Genomic DNA, 22,113 nt, shown 5'->3' with positions numbered 1-22,113 from the left:
GAACCGTGGTCGGCAGTCGGCGTTTTCGAGGTCCATGGCGAGATTTTTGGCTGTCTGCGTCGCCCGGAGGCGCTCGGGTGCGCGGTGGCGCCGAGGATCTGGATCCGCCCGGTTGGCATGCTCGATCACCGCGCGAACTCGTGCAGGCGTGCCGCGGACAACGTGACCGTCTCCAGGTAGTCGCACGCTGGCAGGGCATCGGCCTGGGAGCGCGGGAGATTCGCCCAGTTGCTCTGGAAGCGCGTTCCGGCGCTGGGTCGATCCCATCCTCCTGGAGGATCTCCCAGACGGTGGAGGCGACCGCCTCGCAGCGTCGGCCTGGACACTCCCGCCGAGGGCATCAACGGCTACGCCGGCTGCCCCGACGGCCACGAATGAAAGGAGACCGCGTCGGCGCCGCCGACACCCTGCGGCGTCTTGTCAGGCCGAGTACCGCGCATCCGTCCACTCACGACGGCGGTTCCGTCCCGGCCTGCTCGCTCACCAGGTATCGCGCGTACCAGTCCGGCCAGTTCGGGTCCTCCGCGCCGATGCGCGTCTCGTGCTCGCCGTGAGCCGCTGCGGTCCGCCGTAGGGCGCTCGCCAGGTCCTCGGCCGAGGCGAACGATGTGGTCGCGGGGTCCAGCCGTCCCGGAAGCCGTGTGGTGATCTCCTGCAGGAACCAGCCGTTGCCGTCCGGGTCGCTGAACGAGAGGAAGGAGCCATAGCTGCCGCGTTGTGGATCAGGGCCGGGCACCCGGGTGTCATCGCCGGCGTGGTGGAAGACGCCGCCGGCGTCGTGAAACACATCGCTCGGGTCGGCGCCGCCCCGCATCAGCTCCTCGTGGGCCGCCTCGATGTCGTCGACGACCAAGTACAGACCTTGAGCCGAGCCCGGGGCCCGATCGGTGACGGATGTGCCGAAGATGACCGACGCCGGGGAACCCGGCGGTGTCACCTGCACCACCCGGAAATCCTCGTCGGGGGCTATGTCCGCGTCGAGTCTCCAGCCCAGCGCCGTATAGAAGTCCTTGGCTCGGTCGACGTCGGACACCGGCACTACGACGATCTCGAGTTTCATGTCCATGGCTTGCGCCTCCTGTCTCGAAGGGGATCCCGGTTCGTTGCGAGCCCCTGTGTCCACACCCGGCGTGGCGACGCCCTTAAGCCCTCCGGCTGTGCCGTGTTCCGGCGAGCGTTCGATCAGGCCGCAGGTGGACGCTCGTCCACTTCGCGGGCGGCGGATCACGTGACGCGCCGCACGAGGTGGTGCTGCCTGCGGCAGTCCGCGCGGTCCACGGCCGACCGAGGGCAAAGCGGTCAGTGTGCGACGAGTTGTTGGCCGCCGTCGATGTCGTACGTGGCACCGGTGAGGGCGCCGTTGACCATGATGTGCACCGCGAGGGCGGCGACATCCGCCGGTCCGACCACCCGGCCAATGGGCAGCAACTTCCTCAACTCCTCCCGCCGTGACTCGAGTTGGTCGCCAAGGAGTGAGGCCGACAGTGGCGTGTCCACGAATCCGGCCGCGATCAGGTTGACCCGGACCGGAGCGACCTCCAGTGCCAGGTTGGCGGTCAGTGCCGGCAGCGCCGCGGTGAGGGCGCCCATCACGGCCATCCCGGGCGCGGGGCGCCGGCCGCCGGTGCCACCGATGAACAGCAGTGTTCCCCCGGCCCTGACCTTGCCCCGGCCGGCCCGCGCCACCGCCAGCATCATCGCGATACGCCCGCCGAAGTCACGCCCGGCCTCGGCCAGATCGAGGTCGTCGAGGGGGGTGTACGACGGGCTGCCGGCCGTGACCATCACATGGTCGACCTGCCCGGGCAGCTCTCCGAGAAAGCGCTCCAGGCGGTCGGTGTCCTGGGCGTCGAACGCGGCCGTGCTCAGGGGGTTCAATTCGTCCGCCGCCCGTTTGAGGCGTTCGGCATTGCGCGCCACGAGCACCAGCTCACCGTCGGCTGCACGCACCTGTCGCGCGGTCTCCAGACCAATGCCCGCGCTTCCTCCCACGACCACGACCGTCTGCCCGGCCAGCCCCCCGTGCGCTGTACCGGCTCCTCCATCGGTCCCATTCACAGGGCCACCACCTTCAGAACAGGGGTTCCGTACGTCCCTCCGCGCGCCCCGGATGATCGCCTCCGCTTCCTCCGGGCGCTCGTTCTCCTGTTGTGCTGCCGCCGTGGGCGCTCACCTCTTCATGCCATGGGCAGCGGCGGGCCTCGCGGTTGCGCAATTCATGCCGCGCTCCTACGCACGTCGGGGATGTGCAGGTAGGTGAGCCACTGGGTTTGCCCAACTCGGCGCCCGCCAACCCAATTCTGGCTGCCGGGGATTGGGCACTATGGGGAGCCCTTGCCGGCCCCGCCGTTCACGATGTCGACGAACTCTTCTGTTGTGAGGACGGCGTGGGCGTACAGGGGCGCGTTGAGTTCGAATGTCGCTGTCATTTCCTCCCAGCTGAAGGCGGCGATGGCGTCGCGGATGAGGGTGACGTGGTAGCCCAGCTCCTGACCGAAGCGTGCGGTGGTGTCCACACAGGTGTTGGCCCGCATACCGATCAGCAGGATCTTCCGAATGTGATGCTGCTTGAGCATGAAGTCGAGGTCGGTGTTGGCGAAACCGCTCGAGGCCCAGTGCTGGCCGATGACGAGCTCGTCCTCGAGGGGCTGGAAGTCGGGGTGCCACTCGGCTCCCCAGCTGCCCTCGGCAAAGGTCTGCTGTGTCACGATGCGCTGCTGTGTCGGGGACAGGTAATCCCATGTGACGTAGTCGCTCGGCGTCGTCCGGTGATGGGGCACGATGAAGACGCGAAAGCCCTGGCTGCGGGCCGTCGCGAGCATGGTGCCCATGTGGTCGAGCAGTGAGACGCCTTCCGCCACTTCCTTCGCTCGGGGCCACAGCTTGCCGCCCTCGGAAAGGAAGTCGTTGTACGGGTCGACGACCAGAAGCGCGGTTTCGTCCGGTGCGTACGGCGATTCAGACGTCATGGTCGGTTCCCATCTGCTCAGCGAACCGATCGATCGCTGCTGGGATGCAAAACGGAGCGGACGGCCAGGACACGCCCCAGGTGGACTCGGCAGACCGCCGAAACCGGATATTCAGTCTGTCACCCATCCGGCTCCACAGCATCCGCGCCGGTAATACGCGGCCAGGTGAGCCGGACTCGTCCTCGGACGGAAAATCCTTTCCAGCGCAATCGCCCAGCGGTGCGCCTCGTCCGATCTCAGTGCCCGCGCCGGTCAGAACGCCGTCGACCGGGAGCCGGTCAGACTTCGAGGTGCCTGTCAACGCCTCCCGCGCCGCGCTCGCCGGAGCCGAGCCGCGTCCGCAGCCTTCAAAAGGGAACTGGGCCAGCGCACACTCGTGCGCTCGCTGCAGATAGTTACCCGGGTCTGCGCACGACGACGAAATCGCGCTCTGCGGAATGTGCCGGCGCCGGCACACCCACGCCCAGCCCGAGCAGGGTGACCAGCAGGCCGAACGAGACGTACGAGGGTATTGTGTTGTGACGAATAAGCCCGCGCCTCCCCACGCGGCGGCGCGGCAACCTGGTGCGATAGAGGTGCGATAGGCAGGCACCGCCAGGGCAGGCCCACCGGATACCGCGGTGGCCGAGCCCCTTGAGGACGCGCACGGCATGATCCACCGTGGCATCCCGACCATTCGGCCAGTTCCCGGACAGGAAGTCGAAGAAATCCCCGGCGCGTTCCTACCGCCGAACGGATATCCGAACGTCACGAGAGAGCTAGAGCTGTCTGCGGGCCGTCAGCCCCATCCTGGTGGTTCGCCAGGTCAAATTGGCCAGTCCTGACGGGACACAAGTTTTCTGCACGGGTTGTGAGTAGGTGACATCGCGCCCTCGGTCGGCCGTCGGCCGGCCCGATCAGTTTCGGCGCGGGCACCCCCGGTTCCCGCCGCGAGGCCGACCGAGCGGTGCAACCGGTCCGAGAGAGGTCTCTTTCCAGCCACCCGTCCTGATTCCGCGGAGGTACCCCCATGGCCGCAGGCTCTGTCAGTGCCGCATCAGGGAAGACTCGGTTCGACGACATCTACAACGAGCCCGATCCTCGCGCCTACGTCCGCCGGCTCGCCCCGTTGGAGTACGAGATACCGCACCAAGCCCAGGATGTTTTCCGGCGCACCCGCACCGAGCGCTCCGCGGCCGGCAGCACCGACGACCCCGTCACCGTCCTCGACCTCTGCTGTTCTTACGGCTTCAACGCCGCTCTCCTCAACCATCACGTCACACTGGCCGAGCTGTACGAGCACTACGCCAGCCCCGAGGTCGACGCCCTCACGCCGACCGAACTCATCGAACAGGACAAGAAGTTCTACGCCTCACGGCGCCGCGCGGACGCGACCCCGGTCATCGGGATCGACACGGCCGACAACGCCGTCCAGTACGCCCTGGCCGTCGGCCTGCTCGACGAGGCCTATGCCGAGAACCTGGAAGACCACCCGCCCAGCCCCCGGTTGCGGCGCGCCGTCGCGGACACCGGCCTGATCACGGTCACGGGAGGCGTCGGCTACATCACCCGCCGCACCTTCCAGGCGCTGCTGGAGTGTCAACGGGAGCCGATCTGGGTCAGCGCGTTCGTCCTGCGAACCGTCCCCTACGGGCCCGTGATATCCGAACTGGAAGCCCACGGCCTGATCACCACCACCGACTCCTCACGAACCTATCCCCAGCGGATGTTCACGAGCGCGGCGGAACAGCGATACGCCGTCGAGCAGGTGCTCCGTGCCGGCGACGACCCCACTGGACTGGAGGCGGAAGGCCGCTATTACACCCGCCTCTACCAGTCCCGGCCTCCCTCCGTATGACTGACGCCCAGAAGTAGGGAGCAGCTGACCGTCGGGCTCCGCTCCTGCGAAAGCGGGGCCCGACGACTGGCCGTCAGACGGGCGGAGTCGGGCGGTTCGGTCTCGTCGCGAGCCGTATCGCCCCGATCGCCCGTACCCTTCGTGGTGACCACGGTGTCACATAGCGGGCGCCAAACCACTGGAGGCAATACCTCGTGCTCATCGCTCAGCGTCCGTCCCTGACCGAAGAGGTCGTCGACGAGTTCCGCTCCCGGTTCGTGATCGAGCCGCTGGAGCCGGGCTTCGGTTACACCCTCGGCAACTCCCTGCGCCGGACCCTTCTTTCCTCGATCCCGGGTGCGGCGGTCACGTCCATCCGTATCGACGGTGTCCTGCACGAGTTCACCACCGTGCCGGGCGTCAAGGAAGACGTCACCGACCTCATCCTGAACATCAAGCAACTGGTCGTGAGCAGCGAGCAGGACGAGCCGGTCGTGATGTACCTGCGCAAGCAGGGCCCGGGTCTGGTCACCGCCGCCGACATCGCGCCCCCGGCCGGTGTCGAGGTGCACAACCCCGACCTCGTCCTCGCCACGCTCAACGGCAAGGGCAAGCTGGAGATGGAGCTGACCGTCGAGCGCGGTCGCGGCTACGTCTCCGCCGTCCAGAACAAGCAGGTCGGTCAGGAGATCGGGCGCATCCCGGTCGACTCGATCTACTCGCCGGTCCTCAAGGTCACGTACAAGGTCGAGGCGACCCGTGTCGAGCAGCGCACCGACTTCGACAAGCTGATCGTCGACATCGAGACGAAGCAGGCCATGCGTCCGCGTGACGCCATGGCGTCGGCCGGTAAGACCCTGGTCGAGCTGTTCGGTCTCGCCCGCGAGCTGAACATCGACGCCGAGGGCATCGACATGGGCCCGTCCCCCACGGACGCCGCCCTGGCCGCCGACCTCGTACTGCCGATCGAGGACCTCGACCTCACCGTCCGGTCGTACAACTGCCTCAAGCGCGAGGGCATCCACTCCGTGGGTGAACTCGTCGCCCGCTCCGAGGCGGACCTCCTCGACATCCGCAACTTCGGTGCGAAGTCCATCGACGAGATCAAGGCGAAGCTGGCCGGCATGGGTCTGGGCCTCAAGGACAGCCCGCCCGGATTCGCTCCGACCGCTGCCGCCGACGCCTTCGGCGAGGAGGACGACGGCGACACCGGGTTCGTGGAGACCGAGCAGTACTGAACGCTGCGCTGAGCGGGCTGCGAGCGAGCCGGGAGGACAGAGGAGGCGGGTCAGCGGTGCGTCGGCATCCGCGGGCCCGTCACCTCCTTCTCGCGAGGATGCTCCGGTCCTTCTTGCGAGGATGCTCCGGCTTTCACGCCGGGGAGGGGCCGCGACCACGAGCTGCGGCGGTGGACGGCTTCCGGCCCAGGTTCCCCGCAGAGTCGACGATGGCCCGCAAAGCCACTGACGCGGTGATCGGCGCCACCAAACGGGCCCTGACCGACATGGCCGGGTAACACGGCCCGATCGTGCACCCGGCCCACACCACGGCGCGATGCCCGTCCGATTGAGGGCGATGAACATTGGGGCGGGCATCTCGGGAGCTCGGCTGCAAATGGCCTGCGGCGGGGATGACCTGGCCGTCAGGTGGGCGGGCGGTGGTGGGAGAGGATGTCCTGGAGGTCGGTGAGCCACTGACGGAGAGAGACGCCGTCGGGCGGATAGACGCTCAGGCCGAGGATGCGCGTGGCTTGGTCGAGACCGCTGTCCGAGGTGAGGGACGAAGACCTTGTGCACATTTGCGGGCCTGCGCCCCGGACGAAGTCGTCGCAGGACATGCTACGGCCGGTGGTCTCCTGGCCGTAGCCGACGTAGAGCTCCAGCTCCGTCTTGGGGTCTTCTCCAGCCAGCGCTTCGCCTTGGTCTGTTACCTGATCATGGCCCGGTCGGTGAGGTCTTGGGCCGCCTGCTCGTTGATGAAGCTGGAGCCACCTCCGATCTGCTTGTCGGAGCGCAGTCGGGCACGCAGTTCGCAGTCTGTCTTCTCGACGTGCCGGTCGATGGTGTGGGCTCCTTTCTGCCCCTCATCACCGGCGAGGTCACTTCTGTACTTCGGCTTCTGTGCCCCCTTGCGCTTGCTCCGCGGCCAGGCGCTGGGCTCCCCATCGCCCTGGATGAGCAGTCCGAGGTCTTCGAGGCTTGTCGATTCGCCGCCCGCGATGGCGACTTGTGGTCAGAAGCCGGGTATGCGTATGCCGCCGAGTAGTTCGGTCATTCCGCCCGCGTTCTGCGCGGCGCGGTAGGAGGCGCCTGCGCCGCCGAGAGCTCCGCCGGTGAGGGCGCCGTAGAGGAGGGCCTGATGGGCCTCGTCCAGGTTGAGGCCCTTGCTCTCTCCAGTGGCCATGGCGACGGGTTGGGTGACGGCCAGGTCGACGGTGATCGATTCGATGCCGGCTATGGCCGCGGTGGCCAGGGTGGTGCCCGCGATAGTGGCGATCTCGGTCGTGACGGTCACGCCCAGGGTGGCGGCCAGGTCGACGATGGTCGCGGTGGCTGTGGCCGCGGCGGCTTCGGAGATGCCGGCTACAACAAACGCGCCTACATCTACCTCGGCACCGTCACCCTCGCAGCCCTCGCCATCAGGCTCAGCACATGATCTAAGAAACAGCCCTCAGTGCCAGTGGCCAGATTGCTTGGGCGATACGACTGTTCACAGGAGATGATCACCTGGTTTTGACCTGCTGGCTTCTGAGTGCACTCCGGGGGATCCCATGTACAGATTCACCCACCACATCGGCAAAGCTCTGGCTGCCGTTGCGGTGCTTACCGGCATGACAACGTCCTGTTCTGGCTCGCCCGCGACATCCAAGGTTCCGCACTCTCACAAGGCGGCGACTTCCACCGCCGCACCCACAGCGCAGCCGAGGTCCCGGTCCGGCCGGGAGCGGCTGGACAAGGAGGCCCGCGATTTGCTTCACAGGACGGATCGCCTGGACTCAGACGACGAAGGCTTGATCTCGGCCGGCTCCCTCGCGATACCCGGACAGAACCTGGACGAGACCGTCAAGCCCGGCACCGTCCTGCGGATAGAGGTGGCATGCGCAGGGGAGGGCGCGGTCACCTTCACGGCCGTCTCAGGAACCGCCAAGAGAGCCAAGCGCGTCGACTGCACGCAGCCGATGACGAACAGGTTCGACTTCACTACGGCCGGGCCGAGTCTTGCGATCCAGGCAGACTCCTCCGAGGCAGAAAGGGTGGGAGCCGCCTATGTGGTGCGCCACATCATCTGACCGGCCCGGATACGAATGAGGTTCATCCAGCGGTATCGCGCGGCGCAGACTGCGTAGTCGCCGGCCTGCGGCTTTGGATGTCACCCTCCGGGTTGACCACCCGCGGCGGGAACCAGAGTGATGGCCGTTGGAGTCTCCGCTGATGCGATCGTGCTCAGGAGGCCGGGGCGCCACAGAGAGGAAGGCGATGAAGATCGACTGGGACCGGCGGACCTGTGCGCGCCGTGGTCACCTCACCTATGCGCCTCAGGAGCAGGGGCTGCGCGAGCGGCTGCGGGCCGACACCGGGCTGGGTGAAGCCTGGCGCTGTCTGCGCTGCGGGGACTTCGCGCTCGGCGCGCCGCACGGTTCGGGCCCTGCGGAAGACGCGCCTCTGGTGCCGCGCGGAAAGGCGCTGAGAGACCTGTTCATCCTGCGCTTCCTCGCGGTCGAACGGGCAGTGCGCGGAGTCTTCATCGTGCTGGTGGCGATCGCGGTCTGGAAGTTCAGTAACAGTCAAAACTCGGTCCGGCAGTTCTTCGACGAGTACCTCGACGTCTTCCGCCCGGTCTTCCGGCACTTCCACTACGACCTGGACCACTCGCCGGTCGTGGACACCATCCAGAAGACGTTCGACTACAAGCACTCCACACTGGTCATCGTCGCCGTGGCGCTGCTGGTCTACGCACTGATCGAGATCGTCGAGGGTGTCGGCCTCTGGCGGGCCAGGCGCTGGGCTGAGTACCTGACCGTGGTGGCGACAGCTGCCTTCCTGCCCCTGGAGATCTACGAACTCACCGAGAAGGTCAGCTGGGTGAAGATCGCCACCCTGACCGTCAACGTGCTCGCCGTGCTGTACATCCTGCTCAGCAAGCGGCTGTTCGGCCTGCGCGGCGGCCATGCCGCTTTCGAGGCCGAGCGGCACAGCGCTTCGCTGCTCGAAGTGGAGACCACGGCGGGAGTCGCCGCCACCGTGTGACGGCGGGCATCCGCTCTGCCTGCCGCACTCGCCGACGCCACGTCAGCGTTGGACCCGCCGAGCGATGCATCCGTTACGGGGCAGAATGAGTGCCGCTGTTCGTGGATCGCGCTGTCGGCGCCGGCCCGCGCCCAGAGGAGGGCGGCGGCAAGGTGCACCTGCTGCGCGGCGGCGCGTTCGACGACGAGCAAGTTGCGATGATGGCGCACCCTCTCGGTGCGACGAGATCGGCAGCAGCTCCCGGGCCTCCCGGCGCCTCGAGTTGACCTGCCACGGCGAGGCCGCTCACGCCGCGGCGGCGCCGCACTCGGGTATGAATGCCGCCCACGTGACAGTCGTCGCCCGGACCGCACACGGACTGCTGCGCCAGCAACTCCCGGATGGCAGGGCTTCAGCCCGAGGAGCAAGTCAAGAGTCGGGCGCCGTCGCGCGACCCGGCTGCGACCTGGAGACCGCGCATCCTTCGCCCACTTATGCCGAGTTGCGCCAGGACGGATGGATGACCGACGCGTACGCCGCCGACGTCACCGCACGCGCCGTGCCCCGCGCCGCACTGCCTCCGTCGGCGCCGCGCCTCGACCGCCCGGTTCACGGCCTTCTGCGACTCGCTTCAGCGGCCGCGGGACACGGATTCGGCCTCGCCGGTGATCCGCTCCAGGTCCGTCATCAGCGCGTCCAGCCACGAGACGGCCGCGTAGTACACCCGCGGCGCGCCCGGTGGCTCCACCGCGAAGCCGTCGAAGTCGGGGTCTCGCAGTGGCACGGGGGCGTGCGGGTTGTCGACGCACGGATCGAGCCGGGCCGACACCAGTAGCATCCGCCCTGCGACGCGGTCTCCGAGGCGGGACACTGCCGCTGTCGGCTCCAGCTCCAGGGGCGGTGCGAAGGTCCGCTCGGGCGGGACCAGCAGCCGGTCGGCTCCCCACAGGGTGTGGTGGGCGGCCATCAGGGTTGCCTGCCAGTCCTGGGGGCCGTCCTGGCCGGGGGGTTCATGGGGGCCTGTTGAGCCTCGTGCATCCTGGCCGGGGCGGGCGGCGGCCAGGTTCTTCGGCTCGCTCTGGAACTGCGCGTACGCTGCCTCGGCCATGCCCAGCGAGTGCAGCAGCGAGCGGTGTCCCGGCGCGGCGGTCACCGGCGCCCGCACCCCGCCCGCGGTCAGCTGGGCCGTGGTCGCCACCACGTTCTCGGCCGCACCGCGCAGCAGTACCGCCATCGACCGCCGCAGCTCGTCGTGGGCACCTCGCGGCCAGGCGAGCAGCCCGAAGACGGCGCCGATCGCGCTGCCGGTCAGTACGTTCAGCAGCCGGAACTCGGCAAGCTGCCAGGTCGCGGGCGCCAGCTGTGCGAACGCCAGGGCGACCACCAGCGTGAACATCGCCTGGGCCCAGCCGATGCCCTTGACCGGCCCCAGCGTGAACGTGATCAGCATCAGGGGTGGCAGCACGCCCGCGTACACGGCGATATTCGTCCCGACGAGCGTGAACAGCCCGGCCACGATCAGCGCGCCGATCAGAGTCCCGGTCAGCGCCACCCGTACCGTCGACCGGGTCTCCCGCACGGTGGTCCGGGTCAGGGTCAGGGTTGCCAGCAGCACCCAGAAGCCGTGCGGCAGCGTGTCCACCCCCGCGATCACGCGGGCCGCGGCGAGGGCCAGGCTGATCCGTACCGCGTTCTGGAAGAACACTGACCGGCTGCTCGCGTGTCCCACCATCCGCCGCCACCACAGTTGCGGCGTGTTCATCCGGGCGTACCAGAACCGGCCCGGGCCCGCCTGTGCCGCGCCAGCCCGGCCCCGTACGGCGATGGCGGCTGCCGTGGACATCGCCAGTGCGGCGTCCGCGAGCTCCAGCACCGCCGCGTGCCGGCGCAGCGCGGCCGGCGAGGCGTCCGCCTCCGCGCCGGCGGCCAAGGCGGTACGGGCCCGCAGCAGCTCGGCGTGCGCGTCATCGGCGGCGGTAGCCCGGCCCCGCAGGCGGTCGGCCGTCTCGCGGGCCGTGTCCCGTACCGCGCGCGGTACGACCAGCCAGACATCGGACTCGGCCGGCCCGGGATCCGGCTGCGGGGGAGTGGTCAGCCGTGCCAGCAGGGTGCGAGTGGCCAGGCCGGTGTGGGCCAGGCCCCGGGCCCGCACGCTCGGCCCGGCCGGCCGTTCGGCTTCCGGTACCTGCGAGGACCGCAGTGAGGTACTGGCGACCTGGGCCTCCTGCGCTGTCCGGGCGGTGACCGCGTACGGCGGCGCGGTCAGCTCCTCGGCACACCGCCGGGCGCAGTCGGCGGCCCGCGCGGCCAGCTCCCGGTAGGGGACGGTGGGCGGATCCGGCAGCAAGAACATCTCTGCGAGCACGAGGAGCACGATGCCCACCGAGGCTCCGGCCAGCCGGGCGCCGAGTGAGCCGGGGTCGTAGGGCGGGAACGACGGCAGGATGTACATCAGCTGGAGCCCGGGCGCGGCCCCCGCCGGGCGTGGGCCGCCCACCGCGGAGAAGGCCAGCGCGAAGCCGATCACCAGCATCCCCACCGTCGCGGTCCAGGTCTGCACCGACAGGTAGGTGCCGACGGTGATCAGCACCATGCTGACCGGCAGCAGTCGCGCCACCACGGCGGCACGCTGCCGGCCCGTCCCGGGGATGTGTGACAGTCCCGCGAGCGACACCGCGGCGAACAGGGCGTAGGTCGCCGCTTCGGTCGAGCCGAAGCCGTACAGGAACAGGTAGAACCCGGCGCCGGCGGCCACGGTGACCCGCGCGGAGCGGCGGGCCGCCGCCCGGTAGGCGACGGGCAGCCGGACCCGGGGAACGCCACCGGTACCACCCATGCCACCAGGATCACCCCGAGCCGTGCGGCCCGCCCGCCGGAGGGCAGTCGACGACCTTGACGGCGGGGTCCGTGCCGTCACTTGGCAGACCATGCCCACCGTGCTGGCCCTGTTCACCATCGACCCGATCCGCAGGTACCTGTCGCACCAGGCCATCAGCGACGCGGTGCCCCGGCAGGAGAGTGCGGCCACGGACACGCCGGTGTCGACCGGCGAGGGAGAAACGTCCGGTGAGCACTGCCCCGCGCATGAATGCCCGTCAAATTGACCCATGAACTGGGCCATGAAATGCACCTCATGGAAGGTCTATCTAATTCATAGAGTGGTGTTCACAAGGCGCCGGGAGAACCCGAAGCCGCAGCTCACAGGCAGGAACAAGCCATTATGAACGCGCAGACCGCACCCCAGGCCGTCCTCACCCGTGCCGCCACCGCCGAGACCACCGCTGACCCCAGCAGCGTGATGACGCTGCTCGCGGACTACGGCACGGACGGCAGTGGCCTCACCAGCTACCGCTCCACGTTCGCGAAGGGCACGGTCGGTGCTCCCGCGCACTTTCACACCAAGGCGTCCGAGCTGTTCTTCGTCTTGGACGGCGCCCTGCGGGTGCTGATCGATGACGAGGTCAAGGTTTTGGAGAAGGGCGACTTCCTGCTGGTGCCGCCGCACACCCCGCACGCCTTCGCCGCGGCGCCGGGCCGCGAGGCGGATGTGCTGTTCGTCTTCAGCCCGGGTATGCCGCGCTTCGACTACCTGCGCCTGCTGGGCCGTGTGATGCGCGGCGAGGCCGGTTTCGAGGAGATCAAGAACTCTTCGGAGCTGTACGACAACCACTACGTCGACAGCCCTGTCTGGCAGGCCGCCCTTCAGGACGCCAAGTGACCCTGCGCGGTTGCTCAGGCCTTCAGGCCGACGACCTGATCCCGCCATCACCGCTGTCCGGGTCGCCTCGCCCGGCTCACCGTCGGTGAGGACGTAGGGCTGCTCGAAGGCCTGAAGGGTGTTGAGGACACCGACGACGGAGGCGACGAGGAGTGTGGGGGAGAGGAGCGGGAGCGTGCTGCGCAGGTGCTTGCGCAGCCCCGTCGAGCTGTCCGTCGAAGCGGCTTCGTGCAACCAGCGTGGGATGTCGGCGGGCCCGCCCGCGCAGTGCAGGAACGAGAAGCAGCCCCTGGGCATCTCCGGTGACGCCCGCAGCTGTCTGAGCCGCCGAACAGCGTCCCGCTGTTGTCTGGGTGGCGCGGGCACGGTCCGGGCGTGCGCAGGGCTGTGGAGGCCGGCATAGGTATGCAACGGCCAGATGCCTGGCACGCCACCGGACCATGTGGCAACCCGGCCCTGCCGGACGCGTGAACCGCGTCGTGACCCGGTGCGCGACGACCAGTGAGAACAAGCTGGAACCAACGTGTTCACGGATGCTGGCATGCGAGGTTTTCGCTCTGCTGCGCACCGGCCGACCAGGACAGCGCGTTCCTGCGTCCACCTCCCTGCCCGAGTCGCTGGAACGCCGAGTGGCAGGCTGCCGGGCTGTAGCCGCATGAGGAGGACGGCCGGCGCAAGCAGAGCGGTCGTTGCAACCTGACGGCCACCCTCCATGCCACGGCAGGTCTCCGCTGATAGCCCAGTACGCCCCAACGCAGGCCATCACCGCGAATAGGGCCTGGGCTTGAAGAGGGCGGCCTATAGGTTCTGTCAGCAGAGGCCGCAACTACGCCGTGCGCGCGTGCGGCGTCATCGACAGCTTGTCCGGCTTGACCGTCACGATGGCTTGCGGGCGCGGTGGAGCCGAGGTGAGCGTCAGCCGCCAGCGTTGGAGCACCGTGGCGAGGATGATGAGGAGTTCCGTCCAGGCGAACTCTTCGCCGATGCACTTGCGGCGGCCATCGCCGAAGGCCAGGAACGAGGACCGGTTGAGGCTTTTTGCGCGCTCGGGTTCCCAGCGGTCCGGGTCGAAGGCGCTCGGGTCGTTGTAGACCTCGGGGTCGTGTTGATGGATGTAGGGGCTGTAGACGACATCCGCGCCCTTGGGTATCGGGTGACCGTCCAGCGTGACCGGGCGCGTGGTGGTTCGCGTGACCAGCCAGGCGGGGCCGTACATGCGCATCGTCTCCTTCAGGACGCTGCGCATGTAGGGGAGGGCGGTGATGTCTTCCTGGGCGAGCGGCCGGGAGCCACAGGCCGCCTCGAGTTCCGCGTGCAGGCGCTTCTCGATCTCTGGGTTCCTGCTGATCTCGTAGAGCGCCCAGGCGAGGGTCGTGCCGGTGGTTTCTATGGCGCCGGTGAGCAGGGTGATCGCTTCGTCCTGGAGCTGTTGGTGCGAGAGCGGACCGGTCTCGGGATCGTCAGCGGTGAGGAGAGTGGAGAACAGCCCGCCTCCGGGGGTCTGTTCGGCCGGCTCGTGCGCCGGGCAGCCGATCGGCGCTTCGGAGGCGGCTGGTGCCGGGGCCGACAACTGCGCGTGGTGGTGGTCGATCGCCTGGTCGATCAGGGCCCGCAGGCGCGCTACGCGCTGTTCGTGTGCGCGGTTCGCGGGCAGTGGCAGTTTCGTCATCCAGCCGGGCAGGATCGTCTGCCGGATCGTGCCGCGCATGATTGCCGGCATCAGGCTGGTGAACTCCTCCTCGACGTGGGCGGGCAGGCCCGAGCCGAAGAGGGCGACGAGGAAGGTCGAGAGGGTGAGGTCGTTCATGTCGTCGTAGGTGTCGCGTGCGACCCCGTGCGTCCAGGTGTCTGTCGCGGCCCTCACGTGTTCGATCATGACGTCGCCGCGTGTCGCGATGTGCGCCTTGTTGAACATCGGCTGCATCAGGCGCCGGTGCTTCATGTGCAGGTCGCCGTCGGCGATGGTGGCGAGTCCGTCGCCGAAGAAGACCCGCAGGGCATCGATGATTTTCCCGCCCTTGGCGTAGGCGTCGACGTCCGTCACCAGTACCTGCCGGGTGACGGCAGGGTCGGTGACCACGTAGGCGGGGGTGGGGCCGAGGAGGATCCGTACGACACTGCCCTGCCGGCGCAGGGAGTCCATGAAGTCCAGCGGGCGGCGGGCGAGCTGGTGGGCGTGGCCGATCAGGGGCAAGCGGCCGGGCGCGGTGGGGGCCGCGGTGGGGGGACCCGACAGGGGAGTCATCCGTACGTCTCCTCGAGATCATTCCGGTGGGCTGGGCGTGACATGCATGCCCCCGGCGATCACGGTGTACCCCACTGACTTGATCACATCCGACCGTTCGGTCGTTGAATTCTTTCGCAACTGGCGCGTCAGTGAAGAGATTTGTCGATACGTCAGCACTGCCAGGGCGTGGTCGAATACCCGCCAGTACGGGAAGGGGAGTTGATCCTTTCGATCACTTAACCGATAAGCTCCCCTGCGGCGCTGCGAGTTGACGTAGACACGCTCAGTTGACTCGCGCTGCGTTCCCCCACGCATGCAGCGCCCCACCCCCTGTTCGATCGTGTTGCTTTCGAAGGATGCAGATGGAAGCTGCCACTCCGTCCCCAGCGGCGCGTGCGCCGGTCGCCCTGAAGGCCTGGTGGCTGATGCCGCTGGCCTTGGGAGCCGGCACCGTGGCCAACGCAATTGCGGGGCCCGACACGCTCCAGATACCCGCGACGTTCGCCGGGGCGGCGGCCACAGCGGCCAGCACCGTCTGCGTGCGGCTCCTCGTGCGCAGCCAGGACCGGCTACGCCGTACCACCACCGACTTCCACGCCGCGCAGGCCGAGTACCGGCAGCAGCTGAGCCACCACGGGAAGCAGTGGGAACAGCATGTTGCAGGCCAGGAAGAGAAGTTCAAGGCCGCGTACTCAGGCCTGGAAACTCAACTGGCCGAGCACTCCGCGTCCTTTGAGGCCCAGCGCTCCGAGGACGCGAAGGCCTATGAGGTTCAGCTCGCCGCCGCAGCGGGAGACCGGCAGGAGCAACTCGCCCGTCAGCAGGCCGCCGTCGCACAACTTGCCGTGACACATCTGCCCGGAGCGCTCAAGCGACTGCGTGCCGGTGACGCCATCGACGACATCCTGCCGGACGCCACAGAGGATCTGGATGCCACGCCCGAGCTGGCGGCCGAGCTGCGCAAGGTTCTCAGGACCGCGCTGATCGGCATGGAGGAAGAGCTCGACCGCTCGACCTCCGCCGAGCAGGCCGTCATCAGCATCGGCAGCCGCATCCACGTCCTGACGAGCATGCTGCGCGGGCGCCTGCACGAGATGCAGGGTGAACACGGCCGGCTGCCGGCCGTCGCCCAAGGACTCATGGAACTGGACCAAGGGCTTGGCCCCGCAGACTGTCTCGCCGCCAGCATCGGAGTTCTCGGAGGCTCGGACCGGCCCGGCCGGCAGTGGCAGGAACCGCAGAAACTCCTGAGTGTCGTTCGCGGCGGCATCGGACGCATCAAGGACTTCGAACGCGTCGAGGTCCGTCAGCTGCCCGAACTCGGTGTCGACGGCGGCCTGGTGGACCACCTCACACTGATCCTTGCCCAGCTTCTCGACAACGCAGCCCGCTACTCACCGCCCGCCGAGCCGGTGGTCGTCTCCGGCAAGGAGGTGCCCAACGGCGTCGGCATCGAGATCCAGGACGTGGGCAAGGGGCTGAGCGAGGAGAAGAAGCTCGAGGCGGAGCAGGCGCTCTCGGGATCCGCGCCGGGCCCCGGCCTCGGCGGCATCTCGGAGGACGCGAGCCTGGGCCTGCGCGTGGTGGGTCGCCTGGCACGTCGCTACGGCATCCGGGTCACCTTCGCGGACTCTCCCTGGCTCGGTACATCGGTGGTCGTCGTGGTCCCCCACAAGTACTTCAGTCCCCTGCCCGCCGCCGTTCCCGAGCCCGCCGCTGCGGCCGCAGCCGCGGCGCCGAGCGCCGAACCGGCCCCGGTCGTCGCCGCGTCGGAGACCGTCGGCGCCGCAGACACCACGCCCGGCGGCCTGCCCCGGCGCAGGAGCCGACGCGATGGTGTGTCGGCGCAGCCAGAGCGTGCCGAGCGCACGGAAGAAGCCGTGGCGGTCGTGCCGCCGGCCGCGTCCTTCGACGGCCTTGCCGCCTTCGCAACGGCCGGCCGGCACAGCGACCCGCCGCGCGAGACGACCGCGGACCGCGAGGCGGCAGGCAACGGCGCCGGCGCCGGACGTGAGTTCAACCGCACTGAAGAGAGCGACTAGCCACATGACTCAACAGGGAACCGACGTGAGCTGGGCGCTCCGTGACCTGACGGAGAGCATCCCGGAGATCCGCTTCGCCCTTGTGGCATCGAGTGACGGCAAGGCCATCACGTCCCACGGTGCCGATGATCCCGACGACGTGGACCGGTTCGCCGCCGTCGTCGCGGGCCTGCAGGCGCTGGCCCAGCCGGTGGCCGAGCAGTTCCCCAAGTACGCCGGTCAGCTGCGGCTCGCCATGATCGAGGTCGACGGAGGTCACCTCTTCGTGGTGAGGGCAGGCGTGGAGACGTACCTGGGAGTGGTGGCCAGGGAAGGCCTCGATCAGGGGCTTCTCGGCCACCAGATGAGGGACTTGGCCCGCAGGATGGGTGAGCTCCTGGGCACCACCCCGCGTCTGGACGAGAATTCTGGATGAGTGCTCCCCGCCCGCCCACGGACCCGTCCGGTCTCGAGCGCTACTACGTCCTCACGGGTGGCCGCAGCGGACCGGGCGGTTCCGCCTCAAGCCTTGACGTGGCGACCCTCATCGTCTCCCGCGCCGCGGCCGTACCCGGCATGCAGCACGAGCACGAGGAGATCATCCGGCGCTGCCGCGATCCGCTGGCGGTGGCCGAACTCGGCGCCCACCTGCGTCTGCCCTTCAACATTGTCGCGGTGCTCCTGGCCGATCTGCTGGACGCAGGCCGCGTCGAAGCCCGTAATCCCATCCCGGCGTCGAGCGCCGGCAGCGGGCCCGACCTTGCGCTCCTCGAGGAGGTACTCAGTGCACTTCAACGGCTTTGACCACGCCAACCGGCAGACGACCGGGGGCACCCGCTCGGTGAAGGTGATGATTGCCGGCGGCTTCGGCACCGGCAAGACCACCATGGTGGGTTCGGTCAGCGACATCAAGCCGCTGACCACTGAGGAGACGCTGACCCAGGCCAGCGCAGGCGTCGACAACCTGATCGGTGTGGCGGACAAGACGCAGACCACCGTCAGCCTGGATTTCGGCAAGATCGGCATCAATGAGGACCTCGTCCTCTACCTGTTCGGGACGCCGGGCCAGGAGCGGTTCTGGTTCCTGTGGAACGGCCTGTTCAAGGGCGCCCTCGGCGCGGTGGTCCTCGTGGACACCCGGCGGCTGGCCTCGAGCTTTCGCGCCATCGAGGAGATGGAGCGGCAGGGCGTGCCCTTCGTCATAGCTCTGAACGTCTTCCCCGACTCCAAGGACCACCCGGTGGAAGAGATCCGGGACGCCCTCGACATCTCCCCGGACACCCCGGTCGTTGCCTGCGACGCACGCGACCGCGCATCGAGCCGTGACGTTCTCATCGCGTTGATACGTCACCTCAAGGAACGCTCTGCCGTCGCTCTGGAGTCCCGATGACCGACCAGCCCACAAACAGCCCCGACGCCTCTGGTGGATGCCCCGTCGCACACGGCGGCGACGGCGACCTCACCCGGCTGTACGGGCCCCAAGCGGCGCTCGACCCGCTCGGCATCTACGCGCGGCTGCGTAAGGAGCACGGAGCCGTGGCGCCGGTCCTCCTGGAAGGCGACATCCCTGCCTGGCTCGTTCTCGGGTACCGGGAGTGCCGGTGGGTGCTGGACACCCCGCGACAGTTCAGCCGTGACTCGCGGATCTGGCGGGACTGGAAGGAAGGCCGCGTCGAGGCCACCTCGCCTCTGATCCCGATGCTCGGCTGGCGCCCCGACTGCGTATCGCAGGACGGCGCGCCGCACCGCAGACTGCGCGGCGCGGTGACGGACAGCCTGCAGACCGTCGCGGGACGCGGCATCCGCCGCCACGTCGAGCACTTCGCCAACAAGCAGATCGACGCCTTCGCCGATGCAGGCAGCGCCGATCTTGTGGGCGACTACGCCGAGTTCCTGCCGATGCTCGTCCTGACCCGCCTGTTCGGGCTCCCCGCGGCCGAGGGGCGCAACCTGGCCGTCTCCTGCGCCCAGCTCATGAAGGGCGGTGAAGACGCTCTCGCGCACAACGACCGCATCATGCAGATCCTTGCGGACCTCGCCGCGCGCAAGCGTGACGAGCCCGGAGCCGACTTCACCACCGGTCTGCTCGGCCATGACGCGGGCCTCGACGAAGACGAGATCCACAACCATCTGCGCCTGGTCCTGATCACAGCGCACACCACCACCAGCAATCTGCTGGCCCGAGTGCTACAGCTGATCCTCACCGACGCCTCCCGCCTCGCGGGACTCGTGAGCGGACAGCTCCAAGTCTCCACAGTCGTCGAGGAGGTCATGTGGAACACGCCGCCGCTGGCCGTCCTGCCGGGACGCTTCGCGACCAACGACCTGGAACTCGGTGGCCAGCACGTCAAGGAGGGCGACCTCCTCGTTCTGGGGCTCACGGCCGGCAATCTGGACCCGGAGATCCGGCCTGAGGCGGGCGTCTCGCTCCAGGGCAACCAGTCACACCTGGCGTTCAGCGGCGGTGCACACGAGTGCCCCGGCCAGAACATCGGCCAAGCCATCATCGAGGTCGCCGTCGACCGCCTGCTCCACCGCCTGCCCGGCCTGCGCCTGGCGGTGCCGGCCGACGAACTCACCTCGACCGCCTCGACCTGGGAGGCGCGACTCGACGCCCTGCCCGTTGAGTTCACGGCGCAGGCCGCCACGGTGTGAGTGCCGTTTGATCACCGCGGGGTGAGCCGCGTCATTCGAGCGGACCTGCGACACGACCGAGCTCCGGAGGCATTCTCGCCGCCTCCGGAGCTCGCTGCCGTGCAGATCACGATGCGCCGCCGCAGGTCGCCACTCAAGAGTGGGACGGCTGTCGCCGGCGTCGACACCGCCTTGGACACCGTCGCCCCGTACTGATCAGCCTGCTGCACTGCGCCCGCACCGCGCAGGCCCGCGCCGGCGCCCGCGCGTCACCTTGAACGGGCGCCGGGCCGTGCCCCGGGCGGTTCCGCCCGGCAGGAAGGAGCCGGCCGGGCGGAACCGGTGGGTCACACGGTCAGCAGATCGTCCACCGACCCCTTGCCCGCCAACTCTGCAGTGACGGCCGGCCCCTCCTTCGCCGCGTTGTAACGGCCGGAAACCAAGGCCCACTCGTAGTTGCCGTTGATCCAGTGCTGGATGGCCTCCACACCCATCTGGACGTGAAGGCGCTGCGTGGCGGTGAGACCGAGCTCGTCGCACATGTGCGGGACGCGGGCCTCGAGTTCGAGGTACTCCTTCAGGCACTCGGTCGTCATCCGGTACGCCTCGGCGGCGGCTTCCTCCCAGCTGCAGCCGCGCTCGCGGTGCAGCACGGCTATCAGGTTGTGGCCGTCACCTCGACGCTTCTCACGTTCGAAGGAGTGGATGTCGTTCATGAACCCGATGGTGTCCGCGGCAAGGTCGCGCATCCGGACCATGAGGGGATGGGCCTGCACCTGCGGCGGCACTTCGAAGCCACGGCTGCGCTCGCCGGCGTCGATGCTGTGGTGGATTCCGACCGTGCGGCGCCGGAATTCCGCGTATTCCTCAAGGCTGAGCGTTCCCGCCAGGCCGTGCGCAGCCAGGTCGACCTCTTCGGTGTGTGCCGCCAGGAAGCGTCCCCAGGAGGCGGCGAAGCGGGTCCGCCAAGTCAGGGACATGCCATCCGAGAGGGTGGACCAGACCTCGGTCCAGGCGACGGTGATCGGGCACACCACTCGGGGAGTGGTCCCGGCCGGGCGGAGCGGAGTGACGATCAGCTCCCGTGCCACCTCCGCTATGCGGTCCGCGCGGTCGGGCCTGCCCGCGTCGAATTGATCGTCGAACAGGAAGGCCAGCGAGAACCAGTTCATCAGGACGACCATGTCGTCGGCCGAGGCGTAGGGGTAGGTGCGTGCCGCCGCCTGGGGGAGGTCCCAGGACTGGTACTCCTCGAAGCCGGCCTGGCTGCGCACCAGTCCCATGTCCCAGACCCAGCGCAGATGCCGCTCCCGGGCATAGCCCAAGTGCTCGCTGACCGGGGTCCTGAAGGGCAGCTCGAACCTGACGTCCTGTGGCATTCGTGTCCTCTCTTGAGACGAATCACAGGCCCCCGCCCCTGCGTACAGGCGACCGTTGTCGTCGCCTGCTGACTCGAACTGATTGATCTGAGCCGATAGTTGACGGCTCAAGTGCGCTTCGAGACTGCCCAGAGCCTAAACGATCTATGTTGTGAGATCCGCAACTCCTGAGGCGGGAGTGAATTGCCCCGGGCGTTTCGCGGCGGTTGAAGCCGGTACAGGCGGCAGGTGCGTCAGGGTCCACAACAGCTCGGCGGCGAGCCGGAGTCGTGGCGGTGCCGGACGGGGACCGGTTCAGGGGCGAGAGGTCGGGGAGCCACCCGGACCCGGGCCGTGAAGTGCGGGTGAAAACCCTGTGGAAACCGTGTCAGTGATGCCGCTCATAGTGCTGCGGATGATCACGCGGGACCTGGGGAGGGCGCGGCATGTTCGACAAGATGTTCGGCAGGGGTGCGGAGAGACCGGCGGCGGATCCGTACGCCCTTCCCGTCTCGCGCAGGCAGAGGAACGGGATGTACACGCTGCGCGTGCTCGGGGACACGCGGGTGCTCGCGCTGGTGGAGTCGGCCCAGGCGGGTGACTGGAAGGCGGTCAAGGCCGCACTGACGCCCTTCGATCTCGGCCGCGACCACCAGGTCCTGGCCGAACTGGCCCGACCTGGACGGTGTGCAGGACTGGATCGGCCGGGCCGTCGAGGACGACAAGGAGCACCGGGCGACGGCTCTGCTGATATCCGGGGCGCGCCACATCAGCTGGGGCTGGGAGGCCCACACCTCCGACCGTGCCGTCAACGTCACGCAGGAGCAGTGGCGCGTCTTCCACGAGCGGCTCCACATCGCCGAGGAACAGCTCCACCCGCCTGATCTGCTGGGCAACCACGGACAACGGCGAGTACCTGTACTGGCTCATGGGGCAGGGCGACGACCCCGACACCCGCCCCATCCGGGTCAACGACGAGTCCGGCGAGCACTGGGAGCGGTACGACATGACCGTGACCCGCTTCCTCGTCGGTGCACTCGGCGGAGAGGTGCGCTCGCAGATCCTGTGGGATGAGTTCCCGCAGCCCGTCCACGAGTTCCGCACCGCGACTGCGATGGCCGACTAGGAAGACACCCTGCGAGCG

At 68.6% G+C, this 22,113-nt stretch carries 21 protein-coding genes and 2 pseudogenes; 13 read left to right on the top strand and 10 right to left on the bottom strand.

Going from position 1 to position 22,113, the window contains the following annotated elements; translation table 11 throughout:
• Positions 1–448: 448 nt before the first annotated feature.
• The 3 genes from OHO83_RS07890 to OHO83_RS07880 all read right to left on the bottom strand — a co-directional run bounded on the left by OHO83_RS07890 (position 449) and on the right by OHO83_RS07880 (position 2,969).
• A complete protein-coding gene (locus OHO83_RS07890) occupies positions 449–1,066 on the bottom strand; it encodes a VOC family protein (protein WP_330278974.1) in 618 nt (205 codons plus the stop codon).
• A 233-nt stretch (positions 1,067–1,299) separates the two neighbouring features.
• Entirely contained in the window at positions 1,300–2,058 is a 759-nt protein-coding gene (locus tag OHO83_RS07885) for an SDR family oxidoreductase (RefSeq protein ID WP_432748110.1), read from the bottom strand.
• 263 nt (positions 2,059–2,321) lie between these two features.
• Positions 2,322–2,969, bottom strand: a complete 648-nt coding sequence (locus tag OHO83_RS07880; protein ID WP_330278973.1) for an isochorismatase family cysteine hydrolase — start codon at positions 2,967–2,969, stop codon at positions 2,322–2,324.
• A gap of 1,009 nt (positions 2,970–3,978) precedes the next feature.
• Here OHO83_RS07880 and OHO83_RS07875 point away from each other — a divergent pair.
• Together OHO83_RS07875 and OHO83_RS07870 are read left to right on the top strand one after the other, a co-directional pair.
• On the top strand, positions 3,979–4,806 hold the full coding sequence (locus tag OHO83_RS07875; RefSeq protein ID WP_330278972.1) for a hypothetical protein: 828 nt from the start codon (positions 3,979–3,981) through the stop codon (positions 4,804–4,806).
• Positions 4,807–5,000: 194 nt separating this feature from the next.
• Positions 5,001–6,023 carry a DNA-directed RNA polymerase subunit alpha gene (locus OHO83_RS07870; RefSeq protein ID WP_266677484.1) on the top strand — a complete coding sequence of 341 codons (1,023 nt, stop codon included), beginning with the start codon at positions 5,001–5,003 and terminating at the stop codon, positions 6,021–6,023.
• Between the two features lie 404 nt (positions 6,024–6,427).
• On the opposite strand, the gene OHO83_RS07860 is transcribed toward OHO83_RS07870, so the two are convergent.
• The 3 genes from OHO83_RS07860 to OHO83_RS07855 all read right to left on the bottom strand — a co-directional run bounded on the left by OHO83_RS07860 (position 6,428) and on the right by OHO83_RS07855 (position 7,299).
• Positions 6,428–6,583: a hypothetical protein gene (locus tag OHO83_RS07860; RefSeq protein ID WP_330278971.1), complete on the bottom strand. Its 156-nt coding sequence runs from the start codon at positions 6,581–6,583 to the stop codon at positions 6,428–6,430.
• A gap of 128 nt (positions 6,584–6,711) precedes the next feature.
• On the bottom strand, positions 6,712–6,846 hold the full coding sequence (locus OHO83_RS46915; RefSeq protein ID WP_405638218.1) for an RNase A-like domain-containing protein: 135 nt from the start codon (positions 6,844–6,846) through the stop codon (positions 6,712–6,714).
• Positions 6,847–7,017: 171 nt separating this feature from the next.
• Positions 7,018–7,299: a hypothetical protein gene (locus OHO83_RS07855; RefSeq protein WP_330278970.1), complete on the bottom strand. Its 282-nt coding sequence runs from the start codon at positions 7,297–7,299 to the stop codon at positions 7,018–7,020.
• A 256-nt stretch (positions 7,300–7,555) separates the two neighbouring features.
• Here OHO83_RS07855 and OHO83_RS07850 point away from each other — a divergent pair, with 256 nt between their 5' ends.
• Both OHO83_RS07850 and OHO83_RS07845 read left to right on the top strand, forming a co-directional pair.
• Positions 7,556–8,074 (top strand): hypothetical protein, encoded by a 519-nt coding sequence (locus tag OHO83_RS07850; RefSeq protein ID WP_330278969.1) that lies wholly within the window; start codon positions 7,556–7,558, stop codon positions 8,072–8,074.
• 187 nt (positions 8,075–8,261) lie between these two features.
• Entirely contained in the window at positions 8,262–9,032 is a 771-nt protein-coding gene (locus OHO83_RS07845; protein ID WP_266677488.1) for a DUF2127 domain-containing protein, read from the top strand.
• Between the two features lie 610 nt (positions 9,033–9,642).
• Here OHO83_RS07845 and OHO83_RS07840 read toward each other — a convergent pair.
• Entirely contained in the window at positions 9,643–11,847 is a 2,205-nt protein-coding gene (locus tag OHO83_RS07840) for an FUSC family protein (protein WP_330278968.1), read from the bottom strand.
• A 91-nt stretch (positions 11,848–11,938) separates the two neighbouring features.
• On the opposite strand from OHO83_RS07840, the gene OHO83_RS07835 reads away from it, so the two are divergent.
• On the top strand, positions 11,939–12,115 hold the full coding sequence (locus OHO83_RS07835; RefSeq protein ID WP_330278967.1) for a hypothetical protein: 177 nt from the start codon (positions 11,939–11,941) through the stop codon (positions 12,113–12,115).
• 116 nt (positions 12,116–12,231) lie between these two features.
• A complete protein-coding gene (locus OHO83_RS07830) occupies positions 12,232–12,729 on the top strand; it encodes a cupin domain-containing protein (RefSeq protein ID WP_330278966.1) in 498 nt (165 codons plus the stop codon).
• A gap of 45 nt (positions 12,730–12,774) precedes the next feature.
• Here the strand turns inward: OHO83_RS07830 and OHO83_RS07825 are convergent.
• Together OHO83_RS07825 and OHO83_RS07820 are read right to left on the bottom strand one after the other, a co-directional pair.
• A pseudogene (locus tag OHO83_RS07825) lies at positions 12,775–13,011 on the bottom strand (sugar ABC transporter permease); the annotation flags it as partial.
• A 544-nt stretch (positions 13,012–13,555) separates the two neighbouring features.
• Positions 13,556–14,974, bottom strand: a complete 1,419-nt coding sequence (locus tag OHO83_RS07820; RefSeq protein WP_330278965.1) for a cytochrome P450 — start codon at positions 14,972–14,974, stop codon at positions 13,556–13,558.
• 344 nt (positions 14,975–15,318) lie between these two features.
• Here OHO83_RS07820 and OHO83_RS07815 point away from each other — a divergent pair, with 344 nt between their 5' ends.
• Genes OHO83_RS07815 through OHO83_RS07795 form a run of 5 tightly spaced genes read left to right on the top strand, consistent with a single transcriptional unit; the run spans position 15,319 to position 19,632 of the window.
• The gene (locus tag OHO83_RS07815; RefSeq protein WP_330278964.1) at positions 15,319–16,998 is read left to right on the top strand and encodes a sensor histidine kinase; all 1,680 of its coding nucleotides are present in this window, start codon (positions 15,319–15,321) and stop codon (positions 16,996–16,998) included.
• Between the two features lie 4 nt (positions 16,999–17,002).
• Entirely contained in the window at positions 17,003–17,413 is a 411-nt protein-coding gene (locus OHO83_RS07810; RefSeq protein ID WP_266677500.1) for a roadblock/LC7 domain-containing protein, read from the top strand.
• Positions 17,410–17,781, top strand: a complete 372-nt coding sequence (locus OHO83_RS07805; protein ID WP_266677502.1) for a DUF742 domain-containing protein — start codon at positions 17,410–17,412, stop codon at positions 17,779–17,781. The genes OHO83_RS07810 and OHO83_RS07805 overlap by 4 nt, the downstream gene beginning before the upstream one ends.
• Positions 17,762–18,367: a GTP-binding protein gene (locus OHO83_RS07800; protein WP_266677504.1), complete on the top strand. Its 606-nt coding sequence runs from the start codon at positions 17,762–17,764 to the stop codon at positions 18,365–18,367. Before OHO83_RS07805 ends, OHO83_RS07800 begins: the two co-directional genes overlap by 20 nt.
• A complete protein-coding gene (locus tag OHO83_RS07795; protein ID WP_330278963.1) occupies positions 18,364–19,632 on the top strand; it encodes a cytochrome P450 in 1,269 nt (422 codons plus the stop codon). The genes OHO83_RS07800 and OHO83_RS07795 overlap by 4 nt, the downstream gene beginning before the upstream one ends.
• A 326-nt stretch (positions 19,633–19,958) precedes the next feature.
• On the opposite strand, the gene OHO83_RS07790 is transcribed toward OHO83_RS07795, so the two are convergent.
• On the bottom strand, positions 19,959–20,990 hold the full coding sequence (locus OHO83_RS07790; RefSeq protein ID WP_266677508.1) for a 7-epi-alpha-eudesmol synthase: 1,032 nt from the start codon (positions 20,988–20,990) through the stop codon (positions 19,959–19,961).
• Positions 20,991–21,415: 425 nt separating this feature from the next.
• Here OHO83_RS07790 and OHO83_RS07785 point away from each other — a divergent pair.
• Positions 21,416–21,842 (top strand): annotated as a pseudogene (locus OHO83_RS07785) (hypothetical protein); the annotation flags it as partial.
• Positions 21,772–22,095 (top strand): hypothetical protein, encoded by a 324-nt coding sequence (locus OHO83_RS07780; RefSeq protein ID WP_266680329.1) that lies wholly within the window; start codon positions 21,772–21,774, stop codon positions 22,093–22,095. The pseudogene OHO83_RS07785 and the gene OHO83_RS07780, both read left to right, overlap by 71 nt.
• Positions 22,096–22,113 lie beyond the last annotated feature (18 nt).

The sequence above is a fragment of the Streptomyces sp. NBC_00569 genome (assembly GCF_036345255.1).
GTDB lineage: Bacteria > Actinomycetota > Actinomycetes > Streptomycetales > Streptomycetaceae > Streptomyces.
Note: the sequence above shows the minus strand (reverse complement) of the source record. Positions and strands in the feature narration are given on the sequence as shown.